The organism is Erythrobacter sp. NE805 (assembly GCF_046452355.1).
Lineage (GTDB): Bacteria > Pseudomonadota > Alphaproteobacteria > Sphingomonadales > Sphingomonadaceae > Erythrobacter.
Genome location: NZ_JBKFDI010000001.1, coordinates 1,296,797 through 1,313,644, shown reverse-complemented (window position 1 = coordinate 1,313,644; position 16,848 = coordinate 1,296,797). Strand labels below are relative to the sequence as shown.

The window sequence follows — 16,848 nt, the reverse complement described above, 5'->3', positions numbered from 1 at the left end:
ATGCGCACCGTCCTCGTCACCGGATCGGCCGGGTTCATCGGCTTCCACCTGTCGCAGCTGCTGCTCGAGGAGGGCTTCCGCGTCGTCGGCTATGACGGGATGACCGACTATTACGACGTGAGGCTGAAGCAGCGGCGGCACCAGATGCTGCTCCAGCACCCGCATTTCACCTGCACCGAGGGCATGCTGGAAGATTTCGAGCGCCTGCACGCGCTGGCGCTGGCAGAGAAGCCCGAGATCATCGTCCACCTCGCCGCGCAGGCGGGGGTGCGCTACAGCCTCGAGAACCCGCGCGCCTATGTCGATGCGAACCTCGTGGGCGCCTTCAACGTGATGGAATGCGCGCGCGAGCTCGCGGTCGAGCACCTGCTGATGGCCTCGACCTCCTCGGTCTACGGCGCGAACACCGACATGCCCTTCACCGAACTCCAGAAGGTCGACACCCCGCTCACCCTCTACGCCGCGACCAAGAAGGCGAACGAGGCGATGGCGCATTCCTACGCGCACCTGTGGACCCTGCCGACGACGATGTTCCGCTTCTTCACGGTCTACGGGCCGTGGGGGCGCCCGGACATGGCGCTGTTCAAGTTCACCCGCGGAATCCTCGAGGGGACGCCGATCGACATCTACAACGACGGCGAAATGTACCGCGACTTCACCTACGTGACCGACCTCGTGCGGGGCATCCGCCTGCTGATCGACGCCGCCCCGGTGCGGCCCGAGAGCGCCGAGGACGTGCCCGAGGGCGACAGCCTCTCGCCGGTCGCGCCCTTCCGGGTGGTCAATATCGGCAACGGCGAGAAGGTGCGGCTGATGGACTTCGTCACCGCGATCGAGGCCGAGTGCGGGCGCGAGGCGGTGAAGAACTTCCTGCCGATCCAGCCGGGCGACGTGCCCGCGACGTGGGCGAACGCTGCGCTGCTCGAGACGCTCACCGGCTACGCGCCGCAGACCCCGTTCCGCGAGGGCGTCGCGCGCTTCGTGGCGTGGTATCGGGACTACTACGGGGTCTGATCAGCCCGGCTGCTTCGTTTCGGCGGGCGGAGTCGGCAGCACCGCTTCGCCCGGGACATCGCCGTCGCGCTCCTTCTCGAGCCGCTGCATGTATTCGCGCTCGATCATCTCGACCCGCTCCTGCTCGGCGGCGGCCTCGGTGTCGATGGTCGAGAGACGCTCCTGGCGCGCCTTCTCGATCAGCTGGCCGAAGCGCACCGCGTCGGCCTCGGCCTTGTCCTTGTAGGCGGCCTCGACGAACTTCTGGTTGCAGCCGGTGAAGCCCCCCGCGCCCGCCGGCGAGCAGCTCATCGTCCCGAAATCGCCGACATACTTGATCTCCTCGACGCGGCGCGCCCAGGCGGTGTTGGCGGGATCGGTGCTGTAGCGCAGGTTCGAGGGGATGCGGTAGCGCTCCTCCTCGACGAGGATCTCGCACACCACCAGCTCGCCCGGCTGCGACTTGGGGCATTCCGAGGCGTCGTAGGCGATCACCATGTTGATCTTCTCGCCCGCGCCCTGCGCCGCGGCGGGGCTCGCGAAGGCGGCGGCGGCGGCCGCGAGAAGCGAGAGGGCGGCGGGGTCGACGATGTGCTTCATGGCGCGTGGGTCCTGTGGCGATGCAATCGGGCGCATCGCTGTCGTGATGCCCCCGCACGATGGCGCTTGTCTAGTGCGCACGGACTGAACGCGCGGTGAAGCGGGCCGGGCGCGGTGGTTAGCGAAAAATTGAGTCCTGTTAAGCTAGTCCTCCCGGATGGATGCCAATATCGCAGTCGTGGGCCTGGGCTATGTCGGCCTGCCGGTCGCCGTCGCCCTCGCCGAGCGACTCGGGCCGCGGGGCGTGCGCGTCACCGGCTTCGACATCGCGGCGACCCGCGTCGCGCAGTTGCAGGCCGGGCACGACGCGACCCGCGAGATCGCGGACGAGCGGCTGACGTCATGCGGCCTTGCCGTCAGCGACGATCCCGCGGTCCTCGGCGATGCGAGCCTCGTCATCGTCACCGTGCCGACCCCGATCACCGAGGAACGCCGTCCCGACCTCGCGCCGCTGCAACGTGCCTGCGAGACGATCGGCCCGCGCCTCCGCAAGGGCGCGCTGGTGGTGTTCGAATCCACTGTCTTCCCCGGCGTCACCGAGGAGATCTGCGGGCCGTGGCTCGCGCAGCACTCGGGCCTGACCCAGGGCGAGGACTTCGCGCTCGGCTACTCCCCGGAGCGGATCAACCCGGGCGACCGGGTCCACCGGCTCGAATCGATCACCAAGATCATCGCCGCCGACAGCCCCGCGGCGCTCGCCCGGATGCGCGCGGTCTACGGCGCGATCGTCGATGCGGGGCTGCACGAAACGCCCTCGATCAAGGTCGCCGAGGCCGCCAAGGTGATCGAGAACACCCAGCGCGACCTCAACATCGCGCTGATGAACGAGATCGCGCTGATCTTCGACCGCATGGGCCTTGCCACCCGCGACGTGCTGGCGGCGGCGGGGACCAAGTGGAACTTCCTCCCCTTCACCCCCGGCCTCGTCGGCGGGCATTGCATCGGGGTCGATCCCTTCTACCTCACCGCCGCGGCCGAGAAACTGGGCTACCGGCCCGAGGTGATCCTCGCCGGGCGGCGCATCAACGACGCCATGGGGCAGGCGATCGCGCAGAAGGTGGTGAAGCTGCTGATCGGCCAGGGCGTCTCGCCGTGCCGCGCGCGGGTGGGCGTGATGGGGCTGACCTTCAAGGAGGACGTGCCCGACATCCGCAATTCCAAGGTCCCCGACATTCTCGCCGAGCTGCGCGACTACGGGATCGAAGCGCTGGTCAGCGACCCGCTCGCCGACCCGGAGACCGCGCGGCACGAATATGGCCTGACGCTGAGCCCGCCCGAGGCGCTGGTCGACTGCGACGCGCTGGTGCTGGCTGTGAACCACGCGACCTACCTCGCTGACCCTGCCGCGCTGGTGGCGCGGGTGCGCGAGGGCGGGGTGCTGGTCGACGTCAAGAGCGCGCTCGACCGCGAGCGGCTGCCGGAGGGCCTGGTCTACTGGAGTTTGTGAAGAATCCCTTCTTCACCGCTCGCCCTGAGCCTGTCGAAGGGCCGTTCTTGACTTCGCCCGGCGCTCGAAGCTCGAAGGAAGTGCAGCCCTTCGACAAGCTCAGGGCGAGCGGAGGATGGTGCTAAACCCGCTCGCTCAGCTTGATCGCGAGGCGGCATCCCAGCCGGATCGCCCCGGCGAGCAGCGGGTATGCGGGCGCACGTTCGGCCCCGTTGGCGAGCGCTGCATCCTTGTGCTCGAGCTCCTCCTCGCGGAATTCGGCGATCATCGCCGCGAGCTCCGGGTCCGCGCCGGTCGCCTCGAGCTTTTCGAGCTGCTCGGAATAGTGCCGGTCGATCTCGGTCTCGACCGCGGCGGTGCAGGCCATCGCCGCCTCCGGCCCGAGCAGCGCCGTGCCCGCGCCCAGCGCATAGCCCGCCGCCGACCAGAAGGGGTGGAGCGCGGTCGGCCGCACCCCGCGTTTGACCAGCAGCGCGTCGAACTTCCGGCGGTGCTCGGCCTCCTGCGCCGCCATGTGGCGGATCTCCGCCGAGTGCGGCCCGCGGTCGCCCATCACCGCGAGCTGGCCCTCGTAGATGCGGGTCGCGCCGAATTCCCCGGCCTGGTCGACCCGGATCATCCGTGCAAGTTCGCGCTTCTCGACCATCCTGGGCTCCTTCGCGTGCAGTCCTACCTGCGATACGCGGCAAGCGCCACCACGGCTGCACCGCCGAGGGTCGAAATCAGGAAATTGAAGCCCGCCAGCGAGATGCCGAACAGGGTCCACGGCGCGACGTCGCAGCGGATCAGCGGGGCGGCGGCGAAATCGGTGATGTCGACCCCGGCGCCGGGGCGCGAGCAGGCGGTGATGCCCTCCCACCAGTGGTACTCGACCCCCGCGTGGAAGCCCCCGATCAGCCCCGAGGTGACGATCGCGAGCCCGGCAAGCGCGGTCCACACCCGCGGCGGCTTGGCGACGAAGGCGACGAGGCCCAGCGCCAGCGCCGCGAAGTGCGGGTAGCGCTGCCACCAGCACATCTCGCAAGGGAACAGGCCGAAGCCGTATTGCGAGAGATACGCCCCGCCGAGCAGCGCGGCCGGCAGCAGCACGGCGAGCGCGCGGGCCTTCCCCAGTCTGTCCATGCGTCGCGCCCTACTTCTTCGCCGATCCGCGGGTCACGGTGACCGGCCGCAGCGCGACGGTGCTCTTGGTCGTGCGGCGCAGCGTGTTGAGCGCGTAGTCGAGCTGGAAGTCCTTGATCCCCTGCTCCTTGAGCTCGGTAGCGGTGAGCTGGAAGCGCGGATCGGCGATCCGGTCCTTCTCGATCGCCTCGTCCTTGACGCCGAGCTCGTTGACGAGGTGGCCGCGCAAATCGCTCTCGCGGGTCTGGTACTTCGTGCGCAGCAGGTAATCGGGGTCGGAGATCTGCGGGACGGCGATGTCGGGCTTGATCCCGCCCTCCTGCACCGAACGGCCCGAGGGCGTGTAGTAGCGCGCGGTGGTGAGCTTCAGCGCGGCGTCCTTGCCGAGCGGGAGCAGCGACTGGACCGAGCCCTTGCCGAAGCTGCGCTCGCCCATGATCAGCGCGCGGCGGTGGTCCTGGAGCGCGCCGGCGACGATCTCGGAGGCCGAGGCGGAGCCCGCGTTGATGAGCACGATCAGCGGCACGCCCTCGGCCATGTCGCCGCGATAGGCGGTCTCGGCGTCGTAGAGCATCGTCTCGCCCCGCGCGCGGCCGCGCTGGCTGACGATCCGCCCGTCGCTGAGGAACAGGTCGGAGAGCGCGACCGATTCGTCGAGGCTCCCGCCGGGGTTGTTGCGCAGGTCGAGGACGAGACCGTTGATCCTGCCGCCGGCCTTCTTCTTGAGCGCCTGATACTCGGCGAAGACGTCGGCGCCGACATTGGCGGAGAACTCGTTGACGGTGATGACGCCGATCCCGCCGGATTCGAGCGCGGAGGTGACCGGTTCGAGCTTGATCGTGCCGCGGGTCACGTCGAGCTCGAGCGGCTCGTCGCGGCCCTGGCGGAAGATCGTCAGGCGAATCGAGGTGCCGGTCGGCCCGCGCATCTGCGCGACCGCGTCGTCGAGCTTGGTGTCGACGATCAGCTTGCCGTTGAGGTGGGTGATGAAGTCGCCCGCCTTGATCCCCGCCTGCTCGGCCGGGCTGCCGCGGAACGGCGAGACGACCTTAACCGCGCCGTCCTCCATCACGACCGAGAGGCCGAGGCCCGAATACTGACCGTCGATCATCGTCTCCAATCGCTGGAGATCGCCGCCGTCGAGATAGGCCGAATGCGGGTCGAGGCTGGCGAGCATCCCGTCGATCGCGCCGCGGATCAGCTTCTCGTTGTCGACCGGCTCGACATAGCTCGACTGGATGCGCTGGACCACTGCGAAAAACCTGGCAAATTCGGGACCGGCGCGGCCGTCGACCTGGGCCATCGTGGCGGTGGTGGCGGGGATGAGCGCGACGGTGGTGACGAGGGCTGCGCTGCGCAGGAGAGCGGCGATGTTCATGAGGCGGGCGGGACTCCTTCAGGGGCGATTGTATAGGCTCGCCGAGCTTAACGCCAGATAGACGGTGCGTGCTTGCGGAGAGCCGTGCCGAGGCGGGGCACTTCCGGCGAGGGCGTCATTCCGCCGGGAGATTAGCGCAGGTATTGCAGGGGGTTGACCGGCGTCCCGTCGCGCCGCAGCTCGATCGTCACGCCCTCGGCGCCGCCGCTCGCGCGGCCGACCGGGCTGCCGCCGATGACGCTGTCGCCGACCGCGACGTCGAGCCGCTCGAGCCCGGTGACGAGGCTCGTCCAGCCGCCCTCGTGCTCGATGATGACGATTCGCCCGAAGCCCCGATAGGCCCCGGCGAAGGCGACGCGGCCGCGCGCGGGGGCGACGACCTGCGCGCCCTTCGCGGGGGCGAGCGTCAGCCCGGTGCTGGCGAGCCCGCTTGCGCGCTTCGCCCCGAAGCCGACCAATGTGCGGCCCTGCACGGGGAGCTGGAAATCGCGCGGCGGCGGGGCGCTGGGGCTCGGCGCGGGAGCGGGTTGGGGCGGGAGCGCGGCGTCGAGATCGGCGGGGCGCAGCACCGGCCCGGGAAGCGCGGCCAGTTCGCGGCGCAGCGCCGCCACTTCGCCGAGCTTGCCGAGCAGCCCGTCGAGATCGCGCGCCTCCTCGGCGAGCGCCAGCGCGCGCTCGGCCTCGCGCAGCGCCGCGCCGCGGGCATTGCGCGAGGCGAGGCGCTGCTGCTGTTCGAGCGCGGCGAGCTCGCCTCGCCGCTGGCGCAGCGCCGCCTCGCCGCCGCGCAGCGCGCCGAGCGCGCGCGCCGCCTCGGCCTCGAGCGCGCGGCCACGGTCGAGCTCGCTGCGCAGCGCGGCGGTGCGGGTGCGGATCGCGGGAACGGCGCTGGCGAGCACCGCGCGCAGGTGCACGACGTCCTCGAGCGAGCCGGGTTGCAGCGCCGAGAGCGCGAGCGGCCGGCGCGAGGCGGTCTGGAGCGCGGCAGCAAGGCGCGCGGTCGGCTCCTGCTTCGCCGCGAGCCGGGCCGTCACGGCCGCGCGGCGGCTGCGGGCGATGGTGAGGCGCGCGCGGGCGATCTCGATCTCGGCCTCGGCCTGCTGGATGCGCGCGGCGAGCGCGGCGGCCTCGCTGGCGGTGCGCTGCGCGGCTTCCTTGGCGGCTTCCGCCTCGGAGGTGAGCCGCGCGGCGCGGGCCTCGGCGCGGCGGCTCTCGCGGGTCGCGCGGACGAGCGCCGCCTCGGCCTCCTCGGGGTCGAGCAGCGCGGTGACGGGGGCGGTCTCGAAGGCGGGGAGCGCGGCGGCGAGCAGGGCGGCGAGGCCGCCCAGTGCCGTGATGGTCAGGAATGCCCGCGCCCGCATGGCGCCTGTCATGCCCGATGGTAGGGGTGGCCTGCAAGGATCGTGGTGGCGCGGTAGAGCTGCTCCATCAGCATCGCGCGCGCCATGAGGTGCGGCCAGGTCGCGGGGCCGAAGGCGAGCAGCAGGTCGGCGGCGGCGCGCTCGGCGTCGGCATGGCCGTCGGCGGCGCCGATCAGGAAACGGGTCTCGCGCACCCCCTCGTCACGCCAGCGGCCGAGCAGGGTGGCGAGGCTTTCCGAGGACATCGCCTTGCCGCGCTCGTCGAGGAGCACGGTGCGGTGGGGGGAGAGCGGCTCGGCGGCCTTGCCAGCGCCGGTGTCGGGCCATTCGGTGAGCTTGACCGGCCATGTGAGGCGCTTCGCATAGCGCTCGACGAGCTCGCCCTCGGGCGAGCGGCCGATCTTGCCGCGGGCGATGACGTGGAGGAGAATGGAAGGGACTCCAAGGGCTCGGCGCCGGGGCGCCTCGGCGTGGCCGCTGGCGCGGCCCCCACCCCCATCCCCCTCCCCGAGGGGAGGGGCTATCAGGGGTTACGCGCGGCCGCTCGCGGCTTCTGAGCCTTCGAAGGACCACATCCGCTCGAGGTTGTAGAAGCTGCGCACTTCCGGGCGGAACAGGTGGATCACCACGTCGCCCGCGTCGATCAGCACCCAGTCGGCGGCCGGCAGGCCCTCGACCCGGGCATGGCCGAAGCCCGCCTGCTTGATCTTCTCGGCGAGCTTCTGCGCCATCGCCGCGACCTGCCGGGTCGAGCGGCCGCTGGCGATCACCATGTGATCGGCGATCGAGCTTTTCCCCTCGAGCGGGATCGTCACCACGTCCTGCGCCTGGTCGTCGTCGAGTTGCGCAAGCACCAGCTGGTGCAGGTCGGCGGCGCCCATCTCAGGCGCGCCGAGCGAGGTGGCGAGCTTCGCGGCGGCGTTCACCGCGCCGAGCGGAAGGGATGCGAGCAAGGCATCGGGGCTGGGCAATCGGGTATCTCCAGAGTGCGGGGCAAGGGAGGCGGACATCGCGCCGGCCGGCAAGCGGGGCTGCCGAGACGCCGGAACAGCGTCTCATGCCTCCTCCTCTGGCCGGAGTGTGCGGAATGTCAGCCGATCACGCAGCGGTGCCTGTCGATCGCCGCCGAGGACATCCTCGGCCCACCCGGCGTTGGCACGGCGGAGCGCCGTGGCCGAGCGGTGGTCCGGATCGAAACGCAATAACACCAGGGCCGGTGCGCTCCATCGCCCCCGTTTCCGAATGCTGGCGGCGGACGCGTCATGGCGCCTGAGCCAGGCCATGGCGGGGCTCGTCATGGCCTCCCGATCATAGCCGGGCCTTGCAACAACCGCAATCGGCATTGTCCGCGCGAGGCGCCGCCAGTCCTTCCAGCGGTGCAGTTGGGCGAGATTGTCGCTGCCCATCAGCCAGACGAAGCGCCGTTTCGGATAGCGCCGCACGAGCCTCGCGAGGGTGTCGACGGTGTAGCGGGTGCCGAGCTGCTGCTCGATCGCCGTCGGCACGATCCGCGCCCGCCGCGCCTGCTTTCGGGCGGAGAGCAGACGCGCGGCGAGCGGGGCCATCCCCGCCTGCGGCTTCAGCGGATTGCCGGGCGAGACCAGCCACCACGTCTCGTCCAGCCCCAGCGCCTCGGCGGCGAACAACGTGATCCGGCGGTGCCCGCCATGCGCGGGGTTGAAGCTGCCGCCGAGCAGGCCGGTGAGGACGGGCGGGTTCGCGCGCACCTTCGGGTCAGGGCCGGGTCTGGCCGCTCCCGCGCACCTGCCACTTGTAGGTCGTCAGCCCCTCGAGCGCGACCGGCCCGCGCGCGTGGAGCCGCCCGGTGGCGATGCCGATCTCGGCGCCGAGGCCGAACTCGCCCCCGTCGGCGAATTGCGAGGAGGCGTTGTGCATCACGATCGCGCTGTCGACCTCGGCGAGGAAGCGCTCCGCGACCGCCTGATCGGCGGTCACGATCGCGTCGGTATGGCCCGAGGCGTGCCGCGCGATGTGGGCGAGCGCCTCCTCCAGCCCGTCGACCACCGCCACCGAGAGGATCGCGTCGAGATATTCGGTATCCCAGTCGTTGGCGCTCGCCGGGAGGACGCGCGGGTCGAGCGCGCGGGTGCGGGCGTCGCCGCGCACCTCGCAGCCTGCCTCGATCAGCGCCCCGACCAGCGCCGCGCCTTCGGGATAGGCCGCGTCGACCAGCAGCGTCTCCATCGCCCCGCAGATGCCGGTGCGGCGCAGCTTGGCGTTCACCGCGATGCTCTCCGCCATCGCCGGATCGGCGGCGGCGTGCACATAGGTGTGGTTGATCCCGTCGAGATGCGCGAGCACCGGCACCCGTGCCTCGGCCTGCACCCGCGCGACGAGGCTCTTGCCTCCGCGCGGCACGATCATGTCGATGAGCCCGCTCGCGGCGAGCATCGCGCCGACGCAGGCGCGGTCCTGCGAGGGGACGAGCAGCACGGCCTCGGCGGGCACCCCGCCCGCGACCAGCCCCTCGACCAGCGCCGCGTGGATCGCGCGGTTGGAATGCACCGCCTCGCTCCCCCCGCGCAGCAGCGCCGCGTTGCCCGCGCGCACGCACAGCGCGGCGGCGTCGGCGGTGACGTTGGGGCGGCTCTCGTAGATGATCCCGATCGTGCCGATGGGAACGCGGATGCGCTGGAGCCGCATCCCGTTGGGCCGCTCGGCGGCGTCGATCACCTCGCCGACCGGGTCGGGAAGGTCGGCGACCGCCGCGACCGCGTCGGCAATCCCCGCGAGGCGCTTTTCGTCGAGCGCCAGCCGGTCGAGCATTGCCGGGGCGAGACCGTTGGCTGCGCCCGCGGCGAGGTCCTTCGCGTTCGCTTCGAGCACCGTCGGGGTCGCTGCGCGCAGCGCTGCGGCAGCGCGGTGGAGCGAGGCGGCGCGCGCCTCGCTCGGCAGCGCGGCGAGCTGGCGCTGGGCGCGGCGCGCCGCGGTCGCGAGCGCGGTGACAAGCGCCTCGGGCGATTCGCTGGCGGCGGGCGAGGGAGAGGTGTTGGCGTGATTCATCCCCGCGCTCCTAGCACCTCGCCCGGCGGCTGTCAGGCGCGGCGATTCGCGCTCCCGCGCCGGGTTTCGCAGGGCGGCTAATCCCGACTTAACCATGCCGTGCGACCCGCCCGTCAACTCGGCGCGAATCCGCTGCAACTCACCTGTGTTGGCAATATAGGATTCGACCGCCACCCGCCGCCCTGTTAGCGGCCTCGTCCCGTGGGGCATTCATAAGATAACCGGGGCGCCAGTGTCACTGAAACAAACCGCACATGCGTGGGGCGAGAAGCTGCGGCTGTGGTTCCCCGACCGCGAGTTCTTCATGCGCGCCGACGGGCAGGTGCGCTTCATCAAGATTTCCTCGAAACTCCAGATGCGGCTCGCCGCGGGCGTCGTCGGCGTCGCCCTGCTGTGGCTCGTCTCGCTCGCGGTGATGGCCTGGGGCCAATACCGCGCCGAGGCCGACCTTGCCTCCTTCGTCGAGGAGAAAGCCCGCGTCGCCAAGGCGGGCGAGCGGCTCGAGGCCTATGGCGGCAATCTCGACAAGGTCGTCGACGAGCTCAAGCAGCGCCAGGACTTCCTCGACGAGATGGCGCGGATGCTGCCCGAGGACATGGTCAGGGAAGGCGCGGCGAGCGGGACGGTCAGCGATTCCTCGACCGAGGCTGCCGAGACCGTCAAGAAGGTCAGCGCGCTGATCCCGCAAGCCAGGGGCCTCGCCGAGATCGAGGCGCGCCAGCTCGCCTATGTCGAGCGGCTCACCCGCTTCGCCGATGCCCGCGCCCGCCGTGCCGAGGCCGCGATGCGCAAGCTGAACCTCGACCCGCGCTTCCTCAGCCGCAACGCGCAGGCCGCGATGGGCGGTCCCTTCGAGGCGATCCGCGGCGCCGACGATCCGCGTTTCGAGCGCCTTGGCCTCAGCCTCGCGCGGATGGCGGTGCTCGAGCGCGCCCTGGACGGCATCCCGCAGGTCGTGCCCGCTTCGGTCGAGAACATCACCTCGGGCTTCGGCTATCGCCGCGACCCCATCAACGGGCGCGGCGCGATGCACGCGGGGATCGACTTCCGCGGCGCGATCGGCTCGCCGATCTTCGCCGCCGCCGATGGCCGCGTGACCTTCGCCGGGCGCAAGTCGGGCTACGGGCAGGCGATCGAAATCACCCATGGTAACGGGATGTTGACCCGTTACGCGCACCTCTCCCGCATCGGGGTGAAGGTCGGCCAGCAGGTCGCCGCCGGGGCCACCATCGGCGGGCTCGGCAGCACCGGGCGCTCGACGGGACCGCACCTGCATTTCGAAGTCCGCATCAATGATCGCGCGGTCAATCCGCGCCCGTTTCTGGAGGCCGCCCCCGATGTTCTCAAGGAAGTCCGCCGAACCGGAAGTGACCGCCGCGCCGGCCGCGCGGCCCGCTAACAGGAGCACCAGCATGGCCAACGGCTCGACCTTCTCGGTGATCGGCGCCGACGTGACGATCCGCGGCGACATCACCGCCACCGCCGACCTCCACATCGACGGCACGATCGAGGGCGACATCACCTGCGCCAGCCTCGTCCAGGGCGAGAAGAGCGGCATTTCCGGCGCCGTGGTCGCCGAGAGCGCGCGGCTCGCGGGCAAGGTCACCGGCTCGATCAGGGCGCGCGAGCTCGTGATCCTGCGCACCGCCCGGATCGAGGGCGACGTACACTATGATGCGCTCACCATCGAGCAGGGCGCGGAAGTCGACGGACGCTTCGCCCCCAACGCGCGCCAGGCGGTGAAGGCCGTGCCGAACGCGCAGGTCGAAGCGGCCGAGTAACCCCCTTCTCCGCTCGCGGGAGGGGCTGGGGGTGGGCCTCCCCTGCCTTCGCGCCGCTCGGTCTTAAATGGCTTTTGACCCGCGTTAGCGCGCTTTTGCTCGCCCCTTGTCCGCCTTCTGCCCCTCCGCAGGCGGGGGGGCAGGCAATGTTTCACGTGAAACATTTTCTGCCGGTCTACAGAACCTCTGCCCGCAGCGTCTTGCGGTCGAGCTTGCCGATCATCGTCTTGGGCAGGCTTTCGCGCACCACCACCTTGTCGACCCGCTCGTGCTTCCCGATCCGCGCGTTGAGCCAGCTCGCCAACTCCTCCCCCGTCGCGCTCGCCCCCTCGTTCAGCGTGACGTAGGCGCGCGGGACCTCGCCGCGGTATTCCTCGGGAACGCCGATCACCAGCGCCTCCTTGACCGCCGGGTGCTCGAGGATCACGTCCTCGACGACGCTCGGGAAGACCTTGAAGCCGCCCACCGCGATCATGTCCTTGATGCGGTCGACGATCTCAAGGAACCCGTCGGCATCGAGCCGCGCGACGTCCCCGGTGCGCAGGTAGCGCTTGCCGGCGATCTCCACGAAGCAGTCGGCATCGGCCTCGGGCCGGTTCCAGTAGCCGCGCATCACCTGCGGCCCATGCACCGCGAGCTCCCCCGGCTCGCCCTCGGGCGCCATCTTCGAAGGGTCCTCCTTGTCGAGCAGCGCCACTTCGGTCCCGGGGATCACCTGGCCGATGGTGCCGCGCTTGCGGAAGCCGTCATAGGGGTTGGCCGAGACCACCCCGGCGCTTTCGGTGAGGCCATAGCCCTCGCAGATCCGCACGCCCGTGACCTTCTCGAACTTCTCGTGCACCGGTCCCGGCATCGGCGCGCCGCCCGAGATGCAGACCTTGAGACTGGAGAGGTCGGTCTTGGCGAGGTCCGGGTGGTCGAGCATCGCCTGGAACATCGTCGGCACGCCCGGGAAGCCGGTGCAGCGGTAGCGCTGGATCGTCTCAAGCACCTGCCCCGTCTCGAAGCGCGGCACCATCGCGATCGCCGCGCCCGTGACGCAGGCGTGATTGAGCAGCGCGGTGTTGGCGAAGACGTGGAAGAACGGCAGCGCCCCCATGAACACCTCGCCCGACGGGTTGCCGAAGGGGTTCAGGGCCGCGACCTGCTGGGCGTTCACCGAGAGCTGGTCGTGCCCGAGCATCGCCCCCTTGGGCCGCCCGGTGGTGCCGCCGGTATATTGCAGCAGCGCGAGATCGGCGGGGGTGAGCGCGACCGGGGTGAACGCCCCCGCCGGCGTCATTTCCGCCCAGCTCCTGACGGTCGGCCCGTAGGCGACGTCGGCGATCTGGCTGCGCTTCAGCAGCTTCAGCGCAATCCCCTTGTACCACGGCAGCTGCTCGGCGAGCGAGCCCACAACCAGCGTCTCGAGCGCCGAGTGCTCGAGGACCTTCGCCGCGGTCTTGTAAAGCTCCGGCACGTCGAGCGTCACCAGCGCCCGCGTCCCGCTGTCTTCGACCTGCCAACTCAGCTCCTCGACCGAATAGAGCGGCGAGAAATTCACCACCACCGCCCCCGCCATCATCGCCCCGTAATAGGCGGCGGCGTAGATCGGGGCATTGGGAAGGAACAGCCCGACGCGGTCGCCCCTGGCGATGCCGTATTCCGCGAGCCCGAGCGCGAAGGCCTGCGCCTGTGCGAAGATGTGCCGGTAGCTGTAAGTCCGCCCGAGGAAATGCAGGAACGGCGCCTCGGGGTTGCGGCGCAGGGTGCGCTCGAACATCGCCGGCAGGGTCATCGGCTCGAAGGTGGTGTCGAGCGGGACGGGGTGGTGATAGGCGGCTTCAGCGATACTGACAGTCATGTCAGTAATTCTGGCGCACAATCGCCTGGCGCACAAGCGAAACTGCGGGACTTCCCGGATTTCGAACCCGCCTCCAAACAGCGTCGCCCCGGACTTGATCCGGGGCTTGGCTTTTTCCTCGCGCCCCCGGCACAAGGTAGCCAAGCCCCGTGTCAAGCACGGGGCGACGAGCTCATCTCAGGCTGGCGCGATCAGATGAACCCGCTCTCAGGGTCGATCTTCTGCTCTTCGGCCTCGGCGGCGCGGCGGCGGGCGAGCCAGGCTTCGGCCTCGGCTTCCTGCGCGGCCTCGCTCGCGGCCTTGGCCTGCGCGTCGCGCTCGGCGCGCAGTTCCTCGATCAGCTTCTCGCGCTCGTTGCGGTCGCCGCGCTGCGGCGCATCGGCGTCCTCGACGATCCCGGCGCGCTTGGCGGCCTTGGCGACCATCGCGTCGAGTTCACGCTGCGAACAGAGCCCGAGCGTCACCGGGTCCTTCGGCGTGATGTTCTGGATGTTCCAGTGCGACCGGTCTCGGATCGCGCCGATGGTGTTGCGGGTGGTGCCGATCAGCTTGGAGATCTGCGCGTCCGACACCTCGGGGTGGTTGCGCAGGATCCAGGCGATGCCGTCGGGCTTGTCCTGGCGCTTCGAGACCGGGGTGTAGCGCGGGCCCTTGGTGCGGGTCACCTCGACCGGGGCCTTGTGCATCCTGAGCGAATAGGAGGGATCGGCCTGGCCCTTCTCGATCTCGGCCTGGGTGAGCTCGCCCGAGTGCACGGGATCGCGCCCGGTGTACTTGCTGCCCGCGAGGTCGTCGGCCATCGCCTGCACCTCGAGGATGTGCAGCCCGCAGAACTCGGCGATCTGCTCGAAGGAGAGCGCGGTGTTGTCCACCAGCCAGGTCGCGGTGGCATGGGGCATCAGCGGCTTGGGCTGAGTGGTCGCCATGAGGGGAATCTCCGTTGAAAATAGAAGGGCCGCCCCTTTCGGAGCGGCCGCATTGGATTCTGCGGATAGGCGAAACGGCGCGAAACGGCAAGGAAAAGGAAGTCTTCGTTTGCGAGTCGCCTGCGGTGGCGCAGAGGTTCCGTTTTCTTGGCCACCCCGCCTCCCCATCCGGCCACCACGGAATAGTGGTTATCATTGGTGGCCGGGTGGGGAGGCGGGGCGGGCGGTCTGCATCGCGCCTTGGCGCGACATCGACCTAGAAGGACGGAATTGCCTGGAGGCTCACCACGTCCTCTTCCTCGAGCGCAGCCAAGCCCGCGAGGAACTGCCGGGTCGCCGATTCCCACGAGAAGCTCGCCCCGTGCGCGGCGCAGGCCTTGCGGTCGCAGTAGCGCGCGGCGTCGATCGCGCGGGTGAGGTCCTCGCTCATCGCGCCGACCTTCTCGGTGAGAATGTCGAGCGGCCCGGGCACCGGGAAGGCGGCGACCGGCGTGCCGCAGGCGAGCGCCTCGATCATCACGAGGCCGAAGGTGTCGGTGCGGCTCGGGAAGACGAAGACGTCCGCCCCGGCGTAGCACCCGGCGAGCTCGACCCCGGTCTTCTTGCCGAGGAACAGCGCGTCCGGGAACCTCGCCTCGAGCGCGGCGCGCGCCGGGCCGTCGCCGACCACCACCTTGGTGCCGGGATAGGGCGCGGCGAGGAAGGCCTCGATGTTCTTCTCGACCGCGACCCTGCCGACATAGAGAAGGATCGGCCCATCGGCCCGCGCATATTCCGGCGGCGGCGGGGCTTGCGGAGAGAAGCACGCGAGATCGACCCCGCGGCTCCAGTGCGAGAGGCGGGTGAAGCCCTGTTCGCGCAAGGCCTCGCGGATCGTCTCGGTGGCGACCATCACCGTCTCCGCGGGCCGGTGGAACCAGCGGATATAGGGCCAGAACACCGACGCCGGAAGCCCGGTGCGGCGCGCGAGATAGTCGGGGAACTGGGTGTGATAGGCGGTGGTGAAGGGCACCTTGCGCCGCACGCAATAGCGCCGCGCGGCGAAGCCCAGCGGGCCTTCGGTGGCGATGTGCACCGCCTGCGGGGCGATCCGGGCGAGCTGCCGCCCGACCGCGCCGGGCAGGGTCAGCGCAAGGCGGATCTCGGGATAGGTCGGCGCGGGAACCGAGACGAACTGCTCGGGCGAGATCACCGTCACCTCGTGCCCCCACGCGCGCAGCACCTCGCAGGTGGTCGAGAGGGTGCGCACCACGCCGTTGGTCTGGGGGTGCCAGGCGTCGGTGACGATGGCGATGGAGGCCGGCCCGTGCCCGGCGGGCGCCAGCGATGCGGCGGCGGCAGCGTCGACGGAGAAGGAGGTGAGCCGGTTCAAGCGGCCTCGCGCGCGTCGCCGTTGCCGTCACCGTCGCCCTTGCCCTGGGCGGCGGCCTCTTCCTCGCGGCGGCGCTGCATTTCCTCGGGCCAGTGGAGGATCTCCATCCGCCCGTCATGGTGCTCGACGAGGGCGTTGCAGCCCTCGACCCAGTCGCCATCGTTCCAGTATTCGATCGGCTTGCCGTGGTGCTCGAACAGCCGGAACTCGGCGGTGTGGATATGGCCGCACACCACCCCGTCGACCCCACGCTCCCCGGCGGCGCGGGCGACGACCTCCTCGTACTTGCCGATGAACTCGACCGCGTTCTTGACCTTGTGCTTGGCCGCCTTGGAGAGCGACCAGTAGGGCTTGCCCATCCAGCGGCGCACCGTGTTGACGCTCTCGTTGAGCTTCATCATCAGGTGATAGGCATGGTCGCCGACGAAGGCGAGCCAGCGGTGCGAGAGCATCACCGCGTCGAACTCGTCGCCGTGGAGCACCATCAGCCGCCGCCCGTCGGCGGTGTCGTGGAAGGCGGCGCGGCGGATCTCGATGCCGCCGAAGTTGAGGCCGGTGAACTGGCGGAACATCTCGTCGTGGTTGCCCGGGATGTAGACCACCCGCGTGCCGCGCCGTGCGCGCTTCATGATCCGCCACACGATGTCGTTGTGCGCCGCGGGCCAGTAGAACTTCTTCTTCAGCCGCCAGCCGTCGATGATGTCGCCGACGAGGTACATGGTCTCGCTGTCGACAGAGTCGAGGAAGTCGATCAGCAGCTCGGAATTGCAGCCCTTGGTGCCGAGGTGGACGTCGCTGATCCACACCGTGCGATAGCTGCGGCGCGCGCGGCCCTCGGGCTCGGGAATGCGCGGCGGGTGAAGCGGGAAGCTGGCGATGTTGTCGCCGAGAAGCTCGCCGAGGTCGGCACTGGTCATGAAAGGCCCTTCGCGTGTCGTGTCTCGCTGGGCCCCCATTGACAGGGGATTGTTACAGCAGACTCACAGAGCCGTGACGATTCGGTG

General features: G+C 70.2%; 17 protein-coding genes. 4 read left to right on the top strand and 13 right to left on the bottom strand.

Annotated features, from left to right (window positions below; genetic code table 11):
* Complete coding sequence (locus ACLBKU_RS06200; RefSeq protein ID WP_410178658.1) at positions 1 to 1,014, top strand: NAD-dependent epimerase/dehydratase family protein; 1,014 nt, start codon at positions 1 to 3, stop codon at positions 1,012 to 1,014.
* Here ACLBKU_RS06200 and ACLBKU_RS06195 read toward each other — a convergent pair whose 3' ends face one another.
* Positions 1,015 to 1,593, bottom strand: a complete 579-nt coding sequence (locus ACLBKU_RS06195; RefSeq protein WP_410178657.1) for a hypothetical protein — start codon at positions 1,591 to 1,593, stop codon at positions 1,015 to 1,017.
* Positions 1,594 to 1,750: 157 nt separating this feature from the next.
* On the opposite strand from ACLBKU_RS06195, the gene ACLBKU_RS06190 reads away from it, so the two are divergent.
* Positions 1,751 to 3,040 carry a nucleotide sugar dehydrogenase gene (locus tag ACLBKU_RS06190; RefSeq protein WP_410178656.1) on the top strand — a complete coding sequence of 430 codons (1,290 nt, stop codon included), beginning with the start codon at positions 1,751 to 1,753 and terminating at the stop codon, positions 3,038 to 3,040.
* Positions 3,041 to 3,161: 121 nt separating this feature from the next.
* On the opposite strand, the gene ACLBKU_RS06185 is transcribed toward ACLBKU_RS06190, so the two are convergent.
* The 8 genes from ACLBKU_RS06185 to ACLBKU_RS06150 all read right to left on the bottom strand — a co-directional run bounded on the left by ACLBKU_RS06185 (position 3,162) and on the right by ACLBKU_RS06150 (position 9,922).
* Positions 3,162 to 3,686: a demethoxyubiquinone hydroxylase family protein gene (locus ACLBKU_RS06185; protein WP_410178655.1), complete on the bottom strand. Its 525-nt coding sequence runs from the start codon at positions 3,684 to 3,686 to the stop codon at positions 3,162 to 3,164.
* 23 nt (positions 3,687 to 3,709) lie between these two features.
* On the bottom strand, positions 3,710 to 4,162 hold the full coding sequence (locus ACLBKU_RS06180; RefSeq protein WP_410178654.1) for a disulfide bond formation protein B: 453 nt from the start codon (positions 4,160 to 4,162) through the stop codon (positions 3,710 to 3,712).
* Positions 4,163 to 4,172: 10 nt separating this feature from the next.
* Complete coding sequence (locus ACLBKU_RS06175) at positions 4,173 to 5,540, bottom strand: S41 family peptidase (protein WP_410178653.1); 1,368 nt, start codon at positions 5,538 to 5,540, stop codon at positions 4,173 to 4,175.
* A gap of 131 nt (positions 5,541 to 5,671) precedes the next feature.
* Positions 5,672 to 6,898 carry a murein hydrolase activator EnvC family protein gene (locus ACLBKU_RS06170; RefSeq protein WP_410178652.1) on the bottom strand — a complete coding sequence of 409 codons (1,227 nt, stop codon included), beginning with the start codon at positions 6,896 to 6,898 and terminating at the stop codon, positions 5,672 to 5,674.
* A gap of 8 nt (positions 6,899 to 6,906) precedes the next feature.
* Entirely contained in the window at positions 6,907 to 7,329 is a 423-nt protein-coding gene (locus tag ACLBKU_RS06165) for a 23S rRNA (pseudouridine(1915)-N(3))-methyltransferase RlmH (RefSeq protein ID WP_410179005.1), read from the bottom strand.
* A gap of 99 nt (positions 7,330 to 7,428) precedes the next feature.
* Positions 7,429 to 7,779 carry a ribosome silencing factor gene (gene rsfS / locus ACLBKU_RS06160; RefSeq protein ID WP_410179004.1) on the bottom strand — a complete coding sequence of 117 codons (351 nt, stop codon included), beginning with the start codon at positions 7,777 to 7,779 and terminating at the stop codon, positions 7,429 to 7,431.
* 174 nt (positions 7,780 to 7,953) lie between these two features.
* On the bottom strand, positions 7,954 to 8,625 hold the full coding sequence (locus tag ACLBKU_RS06155; RefSeq protein WP_410178651.1) for a nicotinate-nucleotide adenylyltransferase: 672 nt from the start codon (positions 8,623 to 8,625) through the stop codon (positions 7,954 to 7,956).
* A gap of 7 nt (positions 8,626 to 8,632) precedes the next feature.
* On the bottom strand, positions 8,633 to 9,922 hold the full coding sequence (locus ACLBKU_RS06150) for a glutamate-5-semialdehyde dehydrogenase (RefSeq protein ID WP_410178650.1): 1,290 nt from the start codon (positions 9,920 to 9,922) through the stop codon (positions 8,633 to 8,635).
* Between the two features lie 304 nt (positions 9,923 to 10,226).
* Between ACLBKU_RS06150 and ACLBKU_RS06145 the strand changes: the two genes are divergently transcribed.
* Both ACLBKU_RS06145 and ACLBKU_RS06140 read left to right on the top strand, forming a co-directional pair.
* Positions 10,227 to 11,321 (top strand): M23 family metallopeptidase, encoded by a 1,095-nt coding sequence (locus ACLBKU_RS06145; RefSeq protein WP_410179003.1) that lies wholly within the window; start codon positions 10,227 to 10,229, stop codon positions 11,319 to 11,321.
* A gap of 13 nt (positions 11,322 to 11,334) precedes the next feature.
* Positions 11,335 to 11,703, top strand: a complete 369-nt coding sequence (locus tag ACLBKU_RS06140; RefSeq protein WP_410178649.1) for a polymer-forming cytoskeletal protein — start codon at positions 11,335 to 11,337, stop codon at positions 11,701 to 11,703.
* 175 nt (positions 11,704 to 11,878) lie between these two features.
* On the opposite strand, the gene ACLBKU_RS06135 is transcribed toward ACLBKU_RS06140, so the two are convergent.
* From ACLBKU_RS06135 to ACLBKU_RS06120, 4 genes are all read right to left on the bottom strand, one after another.
* Positions 11,879 to 13,546: an AMP-binding protein gene (locus ACLBKU_RS06135; protein ID WP_410178648.1), complete on the bottom strand. Its 1,668-nt coding sequence runs from the start codon at positions 13,544 to 13,546 to the stop codon at positions 11,879 to 11,881.
* Between the two features lie 191 nt (positions 13,547 to 13,737).
* A complete protein-coding gene (locus tag ACLBKU_RS06130; protein ID WP_410178647.1) occupies positions 13,738 to 14,472 on the bottom strand; it encodes a DUF1013 domain-containing protein in 735 nt (244 codons plus the stop codon).
* Positions 14,473 to 14,728: 256 nt separating this feature from the next.
* Positions 14,729 to 15,796, bottom strand: coding sequence for a glycosyltransferase family 4 protein (locus ACLBKU_RS06125; RefSeq protein ID WP_410179002.1), 1,068 nt, complete (start codon positions 15,794 to 15,796; stop codon positions 14,729 to 14,731).
* 44 nt (positions 15,797 to 15,840) lie between these two features.
* Complete coding sequence (locus ACLBKU_RS06120) at positions 15,841 to 16,761, bottom strand: UDP-2,3-diacylglucosamine diphosphatase (protein WP_410178646.1); 921 nt, start codon at positions 16,759 to 16,761, stop codon at positions 15,841 to 15,843.
* Between the last annotated feature and the right edge of the window lie 87 nt (positions 16,762 to 16,848).